The organism is Corynebacterium sp. HMSC034E11 (assembly GCF_001835905.1).
Taxonomy (GTDB): Bacteria; Actinomycetota; Actinomycetes; order Mycobacteriales; family Mycobacteriaceae; genus Corynebacterium; species Corynebacterium coyleae.
In genome coordinates, this window is record NZ_KV826394.1 from 451,358 (window position 1) to 466,262 (window position 14,905).

Consider the following 14,905-nt stretch of genomic DNA (forward strand, 5'->3'; position numbering starts at 1 on the left):
CCTTACACCGCCGAGTCGGAGCCGGCGATATAGAAGCGCTGCTTGTTCACAAACTCGTCCATGCCCAGTGGGCCCAGTTCGCGGCCCAGACCGGAAGCCTTCACACCGCCGAACGGCAGCTCGGCGCCGCGGGCCTGCGGGATGTTGACGTGGATCATGCCGGTGTCCACCTTGTCGGCAACACGCTTGGCACGCTCGACGTCCTCGGACATCACGGCACCGCCAAGGCCGTAGCGGGAGTTGTTGGCCACCTCGATGGCCTCTTCCTCGGAGGAGACCTTGTACACCTCGGCGACGGGGCCGAAGAACTCCTCGTAGTAGGAGTCGGAGCCGACCGGGATGTCGGTGATCACGGCCGGGGTGAAGTAGGCGCCCTTGCCGGTAACCTCGCCGCCAACGCGCAGGTTCGCGCCTTCAGAGACGGCGATCTTCAGCTGCTGGGCGAGGTTTTCGGCGGCGTCGCGCGAGGACAGCGGGTAGTAACGGCCCTTCTCCGGGTTGAGCGGATCGCCGGCTTCGCACTTGGAAGCGAGGGAGACGAGTTCGTCGACGAATTCGTCGTAAATGTCCTCCATCACGATCATGCGCTTGTTGGAGGTGCAGGCCTGGCCGGTGTTGGAAATGCGCTTGTTCCAGGCGGTTTTCGCGGCGGCCGGGACGTCGGTGGAGTCGAGCACGATGTAGGCGTCGGTGCCGCCCAGCTCGAGCACGCACTTCTTCAGCGCCTGGCCGGCCTGGGAGGCGATGGCACGCCCGGCGCGCTCGGAGCCGGTGAGGGAAACGCCTTGGACGCGGTCGTCGTTAATAATGCGCGAGATTTGCGAGTGCTTCGCGTACAGATTCGTGAACAGCCCCTTGGGCGCGCCGGCCTCGTCGAAAATCTTCTGGATCGCCTCCGCCGAGCGCGGGCAGATCTCCGCGTGCTTGACCAGCACGACGTTGCCGGCCATCAGCGCGGGCGCGGCGAAGCGTGCGACCTGGTAATACGGGTAATTCCACGGCATGATGCCCAGGATCACGCCGAACGGAATCTTGCGCATAATCGACGTGCCGCCACGCTTGTTCGGGATCTCCTCGTCAGCCCCGAACTCGGCGCCGTTGTCGGCGTAGTAGTTGAAAATCTCGACTACGTCGTCGATTTCGCCGTCGCCCTGGTCGACCGGCTTGCCCATCTCTTCGGCGATGATGCGGGTGAGTTCGTCGCGTTTGTCGTCGAAAAGCTTCGTGACCTTCCGCAGCACCTTCGCACGCTCCTCAAACGACTTTTCGCGCCACTGCTTAAAGGTGTCGTTTGCGGTGGTCAGGGCGGTGTCGAGGGCGTCGTCGCTAATGAAATCGTACGTTGCGACAATCTCGTTGTTCTTCGGATTTTGTACTCGATATTTAGTAGACATGCGCCCCATGGTACGAGCGCTGCGTCAGCCTCGCCACGAAGTTCTCCTCCGCCGCCAACCGCTCAATCGCGCGCCGAAACGGCTCAATCTCCGCCTCCGTGGCGCGGATCGTTTCGCTGCACGAGTACGTGCGATCCGGCCGCCGCTGCCAGCGCGTGAACCAGACCTCGCCCGGCTCACCCTCGGGCAATAAGAGCATTTGCTTCTCGACGACCCCACGCACCCGCCCCAACATCCCCTCAATGTGGAGCGTCCACGTGAGTCGATTGCGTGTCGGACGGCACGCGCGGGGCGCAGCCAGTGTTGTCGTCATTGGTGGGGACCCTTCTGTGCTTTCAGCATCGGTGCTGTGCCGCTGTTTTGCGTGCAGCACTCGATGTCTTGCTTGGCGCACTCCTGCCCCGGTGACTAAGCGGGACGCCGCGACGGACGGTTGTCCGTGTCCGGGTGACTAGCCCGGGCGGCGGAGTGCGAGACGAGAGGTTCGTCTTCCCCAACGGCCTCTGGTTACTCTTTGAGCCCTTTCGGCTCGCGACCGATCTTGCGTCACACGAGCCCCGCGAGCAACCCTCAACTGCTGCTTGATCCCCCTATTTACTCGACCTCGGGTTGAGGTTGAGTGGCGTGGTTTTCAGCGCCGAGTGTGGGGTTGTATATGTCGCAAAGTGAGCTTAGGGGCAAACCCGAACTCAGATCCACGAGTTCGGGTTTGCCCCTAAGCTGCGTTTTCGCGCTACTCCCCCCCTCGAGCGCAATCCGTCCGCGCGCCGCGGCGCCGATTGCCTACAGCAACCGCACGGCGAGGACGCCAAGGAAGATCACGACCAGGCCGACGAGGCGCGTGGCGGTGAGCGGGTTCTTGCGGGCGCCGAAGGCACCGCGGGCCTCGAGGGCCTGTCCGGCGGCGATGGTGCCGGCGTTGAAGGCGATCACGGTCGTGCCAGTGCCGAGGATCGGTGAGAGGGTCGCGCCGGAGATCACAAAGATCGCGCCGACAACGCCGCCGAGCCACATCCAGGCGGGGCCCGGCGTTGGCTTGCGGGTGAACTGCTTCGGTGAGGTGACTAGCGCGGCGATGAGCAGCAGCGCCACGCCGACGGTCAGGTTGATTTCGCCGGCGTGGAGGGAGGAGCCGGCGATCGTCCCTAAGTAACCGTTCACTGCCGTCTGCACTGCGGAGCCGACGCCGACGAGGACGCCGAGCGCGCGGAAGAGCCAGAGTTCGAGGCCGGTGGCGTCGCCGGTTGCCTTCGCGGCAACGGCACCCTTCCCCGACTTGCCCGCCCGCAGCACCACAACGATGCCGGCGAAGACGACGATGGCGCCGACGATGCGCAGCAGTGAGACGCTAATACGCGGAGAGCCAAACAAACCGAACCAGTCGATGAGTAGGCCCATCACCACCTGGCCAAGGATCGGCAACACCACTGTCTGCACCGCGCCAAGGCGCGGGAACAGGACAATGTTGCCCAGCACGAAGCAGACACCCATCACGCCGCCGAGCCACGTCCACCACGGCGCGGACGTGCCCGGCGCGAACTGCGGTAGCGGGTTGCCCTGCAGAATGGTGGTCGCCACGATAGCCACAAGCAACGCCACCGAAAACGAAATCAGCGCCGACACAACCGGGTAGTTGCCCACGCTGAGACGCAAACGCGAGTTGGCCGCGGTTTGAATTGGAATCAGCCCGCCGACGGCGAGCGCAACAAGGAGAAGCACCCGCCTATGGTTTCATACGGGTGGTTACTTCTTCCGGTCGCCCGCGCCGCCCACACCAGAGCCCGAGCCTCCCGCACCACCCGGGCCGGTCGGGTCGATGTAGGCGCGGTAGAGGGCGTCGAGGAATTCTTCGTGGGTGACGTTGCGGCGGTCGTCGATACGATTGCCCAGAATGTCGTGAATATCCTTGCGCGTCGGCGCGTGCACGAGCATGCCGGGGCGTTGCGCGCGCTCGGCACGTTGACGCAGGGCGCTGGGGGTGCGTGGGAGGCGGTCGCCGACGCGGTGTTTGATGCGGGTGAAGAAATCGTCGACGTTCGCCAGCGCCTCGATGCCGGGCACGTGCCAGCCGAACCAGTACGCCGCCACGCCAAGGCCGAAACCAATCAGGGCGGAGATGGCGAGGCCGATGGATTGCAGGTTGAGGTCGTAAAACAGTTGCACGCTAATCGACGCCACAATCGCTGGCACGACGTACCACTGGCGGTCGATAAGTATGGACGGGATCTGGCCAATCATCATCTCGCGAATCACCATGCCGCCGGTCGCGGTGAGCACGCCCATGAGGATGCAGCCGAACCACGTGATGTCGGCACGCATCGCCGTCACCGTGCCCGTCACCGCCCACACGCCAACGATGATCATGTCGCCGTGGAAACGGAACAACTCCCACGTCAGCCCCGACAGCGGGATCAGAAACGCAAACAGCGACCCCACCAACGCCGTGCCGATGTACCAGGGGTTTTGCAACGCCGACGCGGGCGTGGCACCGATCAGGGCGTCGCGGATCATGCCGCCAGCCATGCCCGAAATGATGGAGATGAGCATGAAACCGACGGCGTCAAAGCGCAATCGCCTAGCGACGAGCCCACCCATCAGCGCATTCAAAAACACCCCAATAAGGTCCATCAGGGCAAACGAGAACCCCACGGCGGTGAACACGTTGTCGAAGTACATGCGCGTCATCGTAGTGGTTTAAGCCTGTACTTCCCGGCGTTCGGTCCCGGGCGCCGGTGATGACGGTGTGGGACGTGTGCGTAGGTGTCGCCGGTTTGGCGTGGTTGCCGGTACCGCCAGACACGCTCGGACACACACATGGTGAGAATACAACGGTGAAGATGCCGATATTTTGCCGTCCTCACCGTTACGTTCTCACCATGTGTTGGGTGGGGTCGGGAAGGTGGCGTCGCAAAGCTAAACGGCACATCCAACACCGCGCATCTCGCCCAAAATCAGCGAAATGTGCCGTTTGGCCGAGAAGACGGGGCAGGTCTGCGCCTGAAGCGCCTGCCCCTACCCCAGGCGCTGGACTGCGTCGATGACGAGGTCCCAGAAGCGCTCCACGTCCAGGCGCGTGGCCACGGACGTGTTGCAGTCGGACGGGTCGAGCACCCGGAAATCCGCGATCGTCCGCCCGCGGGTTAGCGCACCCGACAGCTCCACGGACAGGGGCACGGCCACGGTTTCGACGACGGAGGGGTCGATGACGTAGGCGACGGCGCAGGGGTCGTGAACTGGTGGGTTGTCGAAGCCTTGGGCGTCTTTGTAGTTGCGGCGGAAGGCGTCGATGAGTCCGACGCAGAAGTCGCCGGCGGAGGTGCCAAGCGCAGCGAAGCGCGACTCCACCTCCGGGGTGGCAAGTGCCTGGTGGGTAAGGTCCAGGCCGACCATGACCACGGGCCAGTCTTCGCCGAAGACGATCGCGGCGGCCTCGGGGTCCACCCACGTGTTGAACTCGGCGGACGCGGTCCAGTTACCGGTGCCGTACGCCCCGCCCATGAGCACGACTTCGCGCACGCGCGAGACGATCCGTGGTTCCATGCGCACGGCCAGCGCGATGTTGGTCAGCGGTCCGGTCGGAACCAACGTCACGGTGCCGGGTTCTTCGCGCATCAGCGTATCGACGATCCACCGCACCGCATGCTCATCCTCCACCCCAACTGCCGGTTCGGGCAGGTCGTAGCTGTGGATTTCCATGCCGGTGTCGCCGTGGATGTCCTCGGCGGTGACGACCTCGTTGATAAGCGGGCGCGTCGCACCCCGGTAGACCGGCACGTTGGTGGCCCCGGCGATAGTCAGCACTTGGAGTGCGTTGTGGGTGACTTTATCGATGGTGTGGTTGCCGCCGATCGTCGTTAAGCCAAGGAGCTCAATGTCTGGATTGCCAAGGGCGAGCAGGATGGCGACGGCATCGTCGTGGCCTGGGTCGCAGTCGATGATGATCTTACGCACGGGCAGCCACATCCTCGGCGGCGAGCGTGTCCGGGATGGTCTCCGGTTTCGGGATGAGGAACGACGCGGCGAACGCGCAGCCGAGCAGGACCGCGCCCGTGATCATGCCCGCGTGGTAGCTGCCGTTCGTGGCTGTGAACACGGCGAAGATGATCGTGAACGACAGGCCCGCACCCAGGTTGAACGCGCCGCCGTTGAGCCCCGGCAGGTAGCCCTGGTTGTGCTTCGGCGCGAGCACGACGCCAAGCGAGCCGAGCATGATGTTGCCCATGCCCGCGTAGGTGATGCCGGCGAGAATCGACATGGCGAGCAGCAGCGCGGGCGTTGCATTGCCGACGACTACCACACCGAACAGCACCGACAACGCCGCACCCGCGATACCGATCTGCAGGATGATCTTGTAGCCCACGCGGCCGGCAAGCCAACCGGCGATGGGGCCCATGACGAGGCCGGCGAGCGCGTACGGGGTCAGCGTCCACCAGGACACGACACCGGCGGACATGCCCGGACCGGCCTCGGCGTCCTGCGCAAGGTTGGGCACGAGGCCGTTCATGACGGCGAACACGCCGGTCATGGTCAGGGTGGTGGTGAGCAGCAGCGCCCACGTGCGGCGCTGGGTGAGCAGCTCGGTGGACATCAGCGGGTGCGGGGTGGACTTCTCGGTGCGCCAGAACCACACCAGCGACGCCGCGCCGATGGCCAGCAGGATGATGACCATGACCCAGTTGGCGGCGGCGAGCTCGCCGGCCATGTTCAGCGCGGTCAGGATTGCGGCGGCACCGATAACCAGGCCGACGACGCCCTTCCAGTCCATCGGCTGCAACTCATTCGACTTGGTCTCCGGCACACCGAACTGCACCGCGAACACGGCGATGAGTGCGGAGGCACCGATGACCCAGAAGAGGGAGCGGAAGCCGAAGGCGTCGGTAAGCCAGCCGCCCAGCAGCGCGTCCACACCCGCGATGCCGCCGTTAACCGAGGTCAGAATGCCCACCAGGAACGCGAACTGCTTCTCCTCACGCACAGCCTGGCGCAGCATGACCGACGTCAGCGCCACCGTCGGGCCGGACACACCCTGGATGACGCGGCCGATGAACAGCATGGTCACGTTCGTCGCCAGCGCCGCCACGACCGAGCCGATCACCGTGACCGCCATCATGGTCACCAACACCTTGCGACGCCCAATCAAGTCACCCCAACGCGGCATAAACAGAGCAAACACAGCGGCGGCGGTGAAAAACGCCGTCTGCGTCATGCCGATCTGCGCGGTGGTCGCGTCAAGTTCGACCTCCATGGTCGCCAGCGCCGGCGACAACATGGACGCGTTGAGTTGGAATGCGAAGACAGCCACCAGCAGCGCTGTCATCAGGGGCACGACCTGGTTGGTCGGAAGTTTCTGCCCCGCTGCTGGTAGCGAGGTGTTCGCCATAGTCATGCGTGCAGTGTAAAACAGCCTTTTGCGCTCCGCTTGCCTCGGATCCGGTGCGTCGCCGAGCATTGCGAGCGCCCCTCGAGCAGCGCCTTTCCGTTCATATGCAGGGCTCGATATGCGTAATCCCTGGTCACAGCGTTTCGGCTCAAATCGCTCGATTTTTCCGAAAACGCCCTCACCTGCAGTTACGCATATCGAGCCCTGCACATGAACAAATCCGCCGCGCCGCACCCGCGCCGCACGCGCGCAGGCGCCCTACGCCAGCGCCTCCCACAGCGCCGTGTTGGTTTCCTGCCAGAGGGGTTTGGCCCAGTCGCCGAAGTCGCGGTCCGTGAGCACCACGCAGGCCTGGTCGCCGGCGACCCACAGGTAGGTGCCGGCCATGCCGAAGTGGCCGACGGTGTCGGCGGGCATGCCGTTGCCGGTCCAGTGCGGGGACTTCTCCCCCTTGATCTCAAAGCCGAGGCCCCACGGGCAGGGCTTTTGCATGCCGTAGCCGGGGACGACGCCGCGCAGGTCACCGAACTGGTTCGTAAACGCCTCGCGCACCGTCGAGGGGTCAAGCAACCGAGGCTCGAGTAGTTCGGCGGCGAAGCGCGAAAGGTCCGCGACAGTGGAGCGCCCGCCGTGGCCCGCCGAGCCGTAGATCTCGGTGTCGGTCATGCCAAGTGGTTCGAAGACGCCTTCGCGGGCGTAGTCGGCGAAGGTGATGCCGGTGGTTTCCTCGACGATGTCGGCGAGGATTTCGTACCCCGCCGACGAGTAGATGCGACGCTCCCCCGGCGCCTTTTGCGGTTCGCGGGAGTCGAAACCGACGCCAGCGGCATGCGAGAGGAGGTGGCGGATGGTGGCGTTTTCGGGGCGGGCATCGTCGTCAAGCGAAAATGCCCCTTCTTCAACCGCGAGGAGCACAGCGTACGCGGAGAGGAGTTTGGTCACGCTGGCCAGTTCGAAGACGCGCGCGGTGTCGCCGAACGACGCCTCTTGCCTACCGACGAGCGCACCCGCCACATTGTCAACCGGCCAATCCTGGAAAAACTTCTCGAGCTGCATGGCCCCACCCTACGTGGCGAGTCATCGATACAGCCGGGTATCCAGGCTCGCAATGTGGTCGAGTTCCCCCATCCGCGTGTTCCACACATGCCGACGTTTCTTCTGCGCATCCAAGCCCGGCTGGATCTTCGACTGAAATCCAGGATCAGAGTCGTTGCGGGGAACGAACCAACTGGCTGTTTCAATCCGCGCGACTGCCTTTGGGTCGGTTACGTGCAAATCGTGCACGGTATCTACAACCGGACCCATGTCACTATCGTGCGACGCCAAAACTACTAGACCAATGTCTGGGCGCTGCGCAGCTAGCAATGTAGCGAGTCCCACCATCAGATCGACACCTTTCTCTTCAGGTGGTCCCGCCAACGTCTTCTTTCCATTGACATCCATGATCGGCTTACCTCGGCCATCGCGCTGGTACCGATATTTGAGCGGACGTAGGGTCACCTCGACTCCATCCGATTCCCAATTCCGTTTCTGATCCTGGTTTCGCCGATAGGCATCGGGATCATGAATCGAACTTGGTAAACCTCGAAAGACTTTCACCGAATCAAGTGTCGCAGGGGGCGTAGTGGAGTTGGCCGCGTTTCGAGCTGCAATAAGTCTCTTGGCAAAGGCTGCTGGGTCGAGCAACGCTTCATGAAGCCCGACGCCGTCATCGCGTGAAAAGACTTCCCAGCCTGTGATGTGCACATTCTGATAGTCGATAAGTACGACAGCATTTAAAGTGCTGCTCCCCCTCCGCTTTGGCATGAGCGACGGTGACGCGTTAATCATCTGATCCCCCCCCCGGAATTTAAAAACCCCGCCAATCCGTAGATAGCGGGGAACTATGTGAGCGAGTATACCGTTTTGGGTTCGTCTGTCAACCCTTTCGGCTATCCAACCTAAAACGGCAGCGCAGGCAGCGTGACGCCCGGGATCATGCCCTCCGCGCCGGCGCCCACAGCCCCGAGTACGCCGAGCAGCGTCACGACAATCAGCGCGATGTGGTTCGGGGCGAGGGCAAGGCTTATCGACGACGGCGCCACCGGCATGACCCTATTCACATCCTTGCCGCAATCCGCGTATCGCTGCGCGGTGTACGAGGCGGCATTGGCAAGGTAGGCGGCCTCGGAATGACTAAACGGGCTGTCGGCGGTGACGGTCAAACCCCGCGAGGAGTGCTTCAGGTCGTCAAGCATCAGCGCGCTTGAGGTGTCGGTGACGCCGGGTTCCCAAAGTTTAGCGTCGTCGATTTGGGTAAGTGTGCCCCAGCCGTTCTCGCCGATGTTGGCACGCAGCTCGGTCTGCTTCTTCTCCCACAGGGCAAGCGCGTCGGTGCGGGAGCCGTTGTAGAAGGTGAGGTCGTCGCCAAGTACGCCCGCGGCGAGCGCCGGAACCTGGTCGGCGTTGTACTCGATCGAGCACTGGGCGGAGCCGGAACCAGCACCAGGCGCGGCCGACGCCGCACCGGCAACCGGAACCGACGCAGCAGAAACAACAGAAACAACCAGCGAGCAAACCGCCGCAGACACCAAAGACTTACACATAGCCAGAAACTCTAGACTACGAGCGGCTACTGCGCCCAGGAAATCCGCACGTCAAAATCTTCCTGCTCGGTCCCCTTCACAAGTGCGGCGATGTGGCTGCGTACGAGGTGTTCGGTGCGCTCCCGCGCGCGGTCCAACAAGCCCTGCGACACGGCCTTGTCGCGCGCGGCTTCCTCTTGGCCGGCGATGAAGGTGGTGACGTCGTCGACACGAATTTGGTTGATGGGGTTCATGGACTGGTCGTAGACCTGCACGCTGTCGGCGTTGATGTGGGCGCTGAGCACCTCCACGGGCGGCAGCACGACATCGATCGACGAAGCGCCGACCGAAACGTCGATGGCGGTTGTGTCGCGGATGCCGGCGGTGACGCGGCCGTCGTAAGTAACAAGGAAGTTGCGGCCCGTAAACGGCACGTGCATGCCGAGCACCTCGAGGCCTTTTTGGTCGAACTTGCCCACGTCGGAGAAGACGTATTCCTCCACGGAGAGTTCGGCGATGTCTTCGAATGACGCCCCGATGGTGGTGGAATCCACCCGCGTCTCCCCCATTCCGATTACGGCTGGGCGCAGCATGACAAGCAGCAGCCCCGCCACGGCCAACACGGCGATGACTGAGGTAATGACGGAGGTCACAACGACGCCACCGCGGCGGGGCTGGCGCGGCGAGAGGTGTAATTCTTGGGCGGTACTCACATCTGGTGATCTTAATTGCACCCCGAATTCGAATGGTTTGTACACTCGTTGGAACCTTTGGGCGTACGCGGCTGAAGGATGTACCTGGCCACCGCACGGAAGAGATAACGATGACCGGTTCCACGCGTATCGACGAAACCCGCGCCGACAAGCAGCGCGAAGAAAAACAAAACCAGAACCAACAAGACGGCATGACCGGCTTCCTCGGCTGGATCGAGCGAATAGGCAACAAGCTGCCGGAGCCGTTCTGGCTGTTTGTCATTTTGAGCGGCGTTGTTGTCGTGTCCTCATGGATTGCCAGCAAGGCGGGCCTCTCCGCCATCGACCCCGCTTCCGGCGAAGAGATCAACGTAGAAAGCCTGCTGACCGGCGAGAACATTTCTCGCATGGTCACGGATGCGGTGGAGAACTTTATCGCGTTCCCGCCGCTGGGTGTGATCCTGGCGGTGATGCTTGGTGTCGCCGTGGCGGAGCAGACGGGTCTGCTGGCGGCGATGGTGCGCGCGATGGTGGACAAGGTCAGCGGCAAGATGCTGACGTTCATGGTCGCGCTTGCCGGCGTGACCGGTTCGATCGCCTCTGATGCGATTTACGTGATCATCATTCCGCTGGGCGCGATGGCGTTTCATGCGGTTGGGCGCTCGCCGGTGGTGGGTGCGATGGTGGCGTTCGCGGCGTCGTCGGCAGGCTTTAACTCCTCGCTGATCCTGAACATTACGGACTTGCTGCTCGCCGGCATTTCCACCTCGGCGGCACAACTTGTCGACGCCAACTATGAGGTCTCCCCACTTGCCAACATCTTCTTCGTCATCCCGTCCGCCATTGTGCTGTCCCTGGTAATCACTGCGGTGACGGAGTTTTATGTGGAGAAGAAGGCGCAAGCGCTTATCGACGACGACCACATCGACGAAGACGAACTCCAAATCAACGACTCCGCCCAGCCAGACGATTCCCACCTGACCGACGACGATGACCTCTCGCTGACCCCACTGGAGCGCAAGGGCCTCGCCTGGGCCGGCGTGACCCTGGTGCTCGCCCTCGTCGCATACTTCGTCCTGCTGCTGGTCCCGGCCTCCCCGTTCGCGCGTCCGGAGGAGGGCTTCATGGAGTCGCCCTTGATCCGTGCGATTGCCGTGCCGATCACCCTGATCTTCTTTGTCACTGGTCTGGTCTACGGCCTGATCGTGGGCACCGTCAAGGAGGCCGCGGATCTGCCGAAGTTCATGGCCAAGGGCTTAGAGTCCATGCTGCCGATCCTGGTGCTGTTCTTCGCCGTCGCCCAGTTCCTGGCGTACTTCCAGTGGTCCAACCTGGGCCCCTGGACCGCCATCAAGGGCGCGGAGCTGCTGCAGGCGTGGGATCTGCCGAACGCGGTGCTGTTCCTCGCGTTTGTGGTGATGGTGGCGCTGATCAACCTGTTCATCACTTCCGGCTCTGCCCAGTGGGCGCTGATGGCGCCGGTGGTGGTGCCGATGATGATGTACGTCAACGTCTCCCCCGAGGTCACCCAGATGCTGTTCCGTATCGGTGACTCCCCGTCGAACATCATCACCCCAATGTCGCCCTACTTCGCACTCGCCCTGACGTTCCTGCAGAAGTACTACAAGAAGGCCGGCGTGGGCACCCTGATGTCGCTCGCCCTGCCATACTCGCTGTGCATGCTGGCAGGCTGGTTCATCTTCTTCATGATCTGGTACTTCGCCGGCATCCCGCTCGGCCCCGGCTCCCCGATGGGCTACGAGGTATAGTCAGTACCGCACGACATTAAGCGCTGGGTGTTATGCCCAGCGCTTTTGCTTTGCGACGAGCGACCTACCGGTAATACACCGTGTCGCAACGGTTGTTGTCCGCGTAGTCAATCAGTTCCACATACGCGTGCCCGACTGGCAGATCCCAAACTTTTTGGAAGTACCGCTCGCCGCGGAGCACCTTGAATTCCCCGTCTGGGTTACGAGGTATATCTAGGGGCGAGCCTGCCTCCCGGGATTTCCCGGGTTCTTCCGCCTGGTTAACCACAGCTTCCTGCCAGAACACTTGTTCTAATCGCCGACGGGAATGTCCACACCGTGCGCTACTTTCAGGTCCAAACCCAACCAGGCTGGAAGGAGCCACCATGACCATGCCATCCCCCACCGAGAACACGACCATCATTCCGCCCAACGAGGCGAAAGGCTACCTCGCAAAACGCGACATCGACGCTGACTATCTAGCCACTGCCCTCACCGAGGGGCTAGCGCAGCGACGAAACTGCCAGATCTACCATCCCGTTACTGCCCCTGGGTTCTACCAGTGGTCCGAGACCAACTTCGCCATCCGAAAGTTCCACTGCGAAGGCAACAACTGGAAGTTAGCAAATCCGGACAACCGCCCGCTGCTAGTCCACGTTGATAACCAAATGAAGTTCGTCGCAGCCGCTGGTAATTCAGCTACCGGACTCCGAGACGCTGCACCAGGTTTGGCGCGAAGAAAAGGGGTTTCCACTATCCAGTCGGTCAACGCCTCTAACCAGCTACAGATAGGACTTGGTGTTTTTACGCCTGCAGCTCATTCGCTTGACGCCCGCCACACTCCCCCGCCAGGTGAATGGCTACTTCTGTACTTTTATGATGAGGAACACCAGGAACTCCGGAGCGAATTCTCTCGTCCGGCGTCGATCTCCAAAGACGGAGAAGTCGAAGCATGGGACGTTAGAGTTCTGTTCAAGCCGATTCATCCGGATTTCGCTATGACACAGCCAGATCTTTTCGGGACCGAGGACGATGACATTGATTTCACAATCTCGCGAGCAAGCGGAGACTAACTCCGCCCGCATCTCGCCGTCCCGAATTACGGTCGCGCGACTGCGCCGAGGCCTCACAAAAGCGGAGCTGGCTGCAGATCTCGACATTGCCCCGGCAACCCTTTCTCGCTGGGAGAACGAGGGGCCACCGCCTTCCCGCACAGAGGCACTACTCAAGCGCCTTGAATCAGCACTCGGCTTTACCGACGGCTACTTCCTCTCCGAGGAACTCGAAGTCCCATCGATGGACGCCACACTCTTTCGAGCCGGCAGCCGCGCAACGCAGCGGCAGAAAAGCGTTGCAATCGCATCCGGGGCAAACGCCGGCACGCTCTTGGCGTGGCTTCGCAGCAACTTCAACTTCCCAGAACCCAACCTCCCGGATCTGACCGGATTTACGCCTGCGGAGGCAGCCTGCCACGCGCGTACGATCTGGCAGCTCGGCGATAGACCAGTTCCAAACTCAGTTCAGCTCGCCGAGTCGTGCGGCATCGCCGTCATGGGCCTACCACCGGCAGCCTCTGCGGTGGATGCATTTTCCATGTGGGACGGCGTGCAGCCGTTTATCTTCCTCGCCCGGCGCCGCACGCCCGAAGGCGCCCGCTTCGATCTCGCGCACGAGTTGGGTCACCTGCTACTCCACAGCAGTGACGAACCACGCAGCGGAGCACGCGAAGAGGATGAGGCCAACCAGTTCGCTGCCGACTTCCTCATCCCGCCCGGCATAGTTCACGCGCACCTCCGGCTGCACTCGAGCCTCGATGACATCCTCCGCCTCAAAACCGCGTTGAAAGTGTCAGCCATGGCCATGCTTCGCGCCGCGTACCAGCACGGCAAGCTCAGCGAGCGGGAATATCACCTCCACCTGACCACCCTCTCCGCGCGCGGTTTCCGCACCGACGAGCCCGGCAGCACACTGCAATACGAACGCTCCCGCGTATTCGATTACGTGCTTTCCCCCGAAGGTGGCGCCAGCATCACGAGCATCGCCGGCGAAACTCAGCTACCGCCACAGGACCTGCACGTCCTCATGCTCAGCGCCCACCCCCACACGGTCTCGAGCGCTGCCTCGGCAACCAGCGCCCCGTCCCGCCCAACACTTCGCGTGGTGCGATGAACTGCACAACGAACCACGCACCCGCCACCGTTTCCTTTAAGACCATGAGTAAGAGGTGATACATTGTGGCAGATAGAAACTGGGGTGCTCGTAACAACCACAAATGCGAACCTCACGCGTTGCCAAATGAACCCGCCCACGAGCGAACCACCGACCCCCGCCAAGCGGTGCGCGATGCCCTCGACGAGGAGATGCGCTCACGCCCAACAACGATGTGGCAAGCGTTTTGGGACGGCTTCAAACGCGCATAATCGGCTGGCGGCGCCTACTTCCCGTAAAGCGATGCCAAAAGGAGCTGCACAAGCAGGTGCACCGTGGTGACGGATGCATGACGGCCAACCTGCTCATCAAACTCCTCGATCGATGCGTACTCAGTGCCTACTTTGTGGCTAGCCCGTGATACCGCTTGCTGTATCTGGTCCATCGTGAACTTCGGCTTCGAGGTTTTAGTGAAGGTTGGCCAATGCGTTTTCAGCGCCGCTTCAACATCTTTCTGGGAGCGCAGCCCCTTTGCTTCGGCGTAGTGAAGAAGCAGCCACACCTCGAAGGCGGGAACGCTGAACGCCACGCCTCTGTCCTTTCGCTCGGCTGCCCATTGAAATACCTCGCCGATCTGCTCTGGTATGGCGACGTCCTCGTCAAGCGCTACCTGTCAGATGCAGGCTTTTGGTACCGCTGTTCCGAAGAGCCGGTACTACCGTATTCCGGGTAATTGGTACCGGGGAAGGCAGGGAGATTCTCTCGCCCCAGCACGTTTGTTTAGTTCGTCTGGGCCGCTTGGAACGCTGGCCTTGCGCATGAAAAAGTCCCTAACCTGATTCGGCGAAGGTCAAGTCCCGTCTAGTGGTGTAGCCGTTTGTGCTTTCGGCTCGGTATGAAGTTCGGGGTTTGGATTATGCGGTTAGCTGGTGATGGTCGTCATGGTCACCTCCAGTTTGGTGCATGAGGTGTTTGGTGT

At 62.3% G+C, this 14,905-nt stretch carries 15 protein-coding genes; 4 read left to right on the forward strand and 11 right to left on the reverse strand.

The features are described from left to right. Positions 1–2: 2 nt before the first annotated feature. From HMPREF2690_RS06145 to HMPREF2690_RS06190, 10 genes are all read right to left on the reverse strand, one after another. Positions 3–1,394: an NAD-dependent succinate-semialdehyde dehydrogenase gene (locus HMPREF2690_RS06145; protein WP_070820426.1), complete on the reverse strand. Its 1,392-nt coding sequence runs from the start codon at positions 1,392–1,394 to the stop codon at positions 3–5. Beyond that, the gene (locus HMPREF2690_RS06150; RefSeq protein WP_070451853.1) at positions 1,384–1,707 is read right to left on the reverse strand and encodes a hypothetical protein; all 324 of its coding nucleotides are present in this window, start codon (positions 1,705–1,707) and stop codon (positions 1,384–1,386) included. Before HMPREF2690_RS06150 ends, HMPREF2690_RS06145 begins: the two co-directional genes overlap by 11 nt. Before the next feature lie 470 nt (positions 1,708–2,177). Beyond that, entirely contained in the window at positions 2,178–3,113 is a 936-nt protein-coding gene (locus HMPREF2690_RS06155) for a DMT family transporter (RefSeq protein ID WP_070820398.1), read from the reverse strand. Positions 3,114–3,137: 24 nt separating this feature from the next. Further along, complete coding sequence (locus tag HMPREF2690_RS06160; protein ID WP_210401379.1) at positions 3,138–4,070, reverse strand: trimeric intracellular cation channel family protein; 933 nt, start codon at positions 4,068–4,070, stop codon at positions 3,138–3,140. 336 nt (positions 4,071–4,406) lie between these two features. Further along, positions 4,407–5,357: a uridine-preferring nucleoside hydrolase UriH gene (locus tag HMPREF2690_RS06165; RefSeq protein WP_070820400.1), complete on the reverse strand. Its 951-nt coding sequence runs from the start codon at positions 5,355–5,357 to the stop codon at positions 4,407–4,409. Then, complete coding sequence (locus HMPREF2690_RS06170; protein ID WP_371326014.1) at positions 5,338–6,780, reverse strand: uridine transporter UriT; 1,443 nt, start codon at positions 6,778–6,780, stop codon at positions 5,338–5,340. The genes HMPREF2690_RS06165 and HMPREF2690_RS06170 overlap by 20 nt, the downstream gene beginning before the upstream one ends. A gap of 252 nt (positions 6,781–7,032) precedes the next feature. Then, entirely contained in the window at positions 7,033–7,830 is a 798-nt protein-coding gene (locus HMPREF2690_RS06175) for a serine hydrolase domain-containing protein (protein ID WP_070820401.1), read from the reverse strand. A 21-nt stretch (positions 7,831–7,851) separates the two neighbouring features. After that, positions 7,852–8,604, reverse strand: a complete 753-nt coding sequence (locus tag HMPREF2690_RS06180) for an NYN domain-containing protein (RefSeq protein WP_070820402.1) — start codon at positions 8,602–8,604, stop codon at positions 7,852–7,854. Positions 8,605–8,714: 110 nt separating this feature from the next. Then, complete coding sequence (locus HMPREF2690_RS06185; protein WP_141761208.1) at positions 8,715–9,359, reverse strand: hypothetical protein; 645 nt, start codon at positions 9,357–9,359, stop codon at positions 8,715–8,717. Between the two features lie 26 nt (positions 9,360–9,385). Next, the gene (locus HMPREF2690_RS06190; protein ID WP_083320319.1) at positions 9,386–10,051 is read right to left on the reverse strand and encodes a DUF4230 domain-containing protein; all 666 of its coding nucleotides are present in this window, start codon (positions 10,049–10,051) and stop codon (positions 9,386–9,388) included. Between the two features lie 191 nt (positions 10,052–10,242). Here HMPREF2690_RS06190 and HMPREF2690_RS06195 point away from each other — a divergent pair, with 191 nt between their 5' ends. From HMPREF2690_RS06195 to HMPREF2690_RS11935, 4 genes are all read left to right on the forward strand, one after another. Next, complete coding sequence (locus tag HMPREF2690_RS06195; protein WP_070820429.1) at positions 10,243–11,799, forward strand: AbgT family transporter; 1,557 nt, start codon at positions 10,243–10,245, stop codon at positions 11,797–11,799. A gap of 365 nt (positions 11,800–12,164) precedes the next feature. Beyond that, positions 12,165–12,851: a hypothetical protein gene (locus HMPREF2690_RS06205; protein ID WP_070820405.1), complete on the forward strand. Its 687-nt coding sequence runs from the start codon at positions 12,165–12,167 to the stop codon at positions 12,849–12,851. Further along, positions 12,817–13,947 carry a helix-turn-helix domain-containing protein gene (locus HMPREF2690_RS06210; RefSeq protein ID WP_070820406.1) on the forward strand — a complete coding sequence of 377 codons (1,131 nt, stop codon included), beginning with the start codon at positions 12,817–12,819 and terminating at the stop codon, positions 13,945–13,947. The genes HMPREF2690_RS06205 and HMPREF2690_RS06210 overlap by 35 nt, the downstream gene beginning before the upstream one ends. A 65-nt stretch (positions 13,948–14,012) precedes the next feature. Further along, the gene (locus HMPREF2690_RS11935) at positions 14,013–14,198 is read left to right on the forward strand and encodes a hypothetical protein (protein ID WP_141761209.1); all 186 of its coding nucleotides are present in this window, start codon (positions 14,013–14,015) and stop codon (positions 14,196–14,198) included. Positions 14,199–14,212: 14 nt separating this feature from the next. On the opposite strand, the gene HMPREF2690_RS06215 is transcribed toward HMPREF2690_RS11935, so the two are convergent. After that, positions 14,213–14,572, reverse strand: a complete 360-nt coding sequence (locus HMPREF2690_RS06215; RefSeq protein WP_083320322.1) for an RloB domain-containing protein — start codon at positions 14,570–14,572, stop codon at positions 14,213–14,215. Positions 14,573–14,905: the final 333 nt, after the last annotated feature.

Excerpts from the sequence above, each read along its gene's own strand:
- HMPREF2690_RS06145 (WP_070820426.1), bottom strand. The coding sequence starts at position 1,394 with ATGTCTACTAAATATCGAGTACAAAATCCGAAGAACAACGAGATTGTC.
- HMPREF2690_RS06150 (WP_070451853.1), bottom strand. The coding sequence starts at position 1,707 with ATGACGACAACACTGGCTGCGCCCCGCGCGTGCCGTCCGACACGCAAT.
- HMPREF2690_RS06160 (WP_210401379.1), bottom strand. The coding sequence starts at position 4,070 with ATGTACTTCGACAACGTGTTCACCGCCGTGGGGTTCTCGTTTGCCCTG.
- HMPREF2690_RS06165 (WP_070820400.1), bottom strand. The coding sequence starts at position 5,357 with ATGTGGCTGCCCGTGCGTAAGATCATCATCGACTGCGACCCAGGCCAC.
- HMPREF2690_RS06170 (WP_371326014.1), bottom strand. The coding sequence starts at position 6,780 with ATGACTATGGCGAACACCTCGCTACCAGCAGCGGGGCAGAAACTTCCG.
- HMPREF2690_RS06175 (WP_070820401.1), bottom strand. The coding sequence starts at position 7,830 with ATGCAGCTCGAGAAGTTTTTCCAGGATTGGCCGGTTGACAATGTGGCG.
- HMPREF2690_RS06180 (WP_070820402.1), bottom strand. The coding sequence starts at position 8,604 with ATGATTAACGCGTCACCGTCGCTCATGCCAAAGCGGAGGGGGAGCAGC.
- HMPREF2690_RS06185 (WP_141761208.1), bottom strand. The coding sequence starts at position 9,359 with ATGTGTAAGTCTTTGGTGTCTGCGGCGGTTTGCTCGCTGGTTGTTTCT.
- HMPREF2690_RS06195 (WP_070820429.1), top strand. The coding sequence starts at position 10,243 with ATGACCGGCTTCCTCGGCTGGATCGAGCGAATAGGCAACAAGCTGCCG.
- HMPREF2690_RS06205 (WP_070820405.1), top strand. The coding sequence starts at position 12,165 with ATGACCATGCCATCCCCCACCGAGAACACGACCATCATTCCGCCCAAC.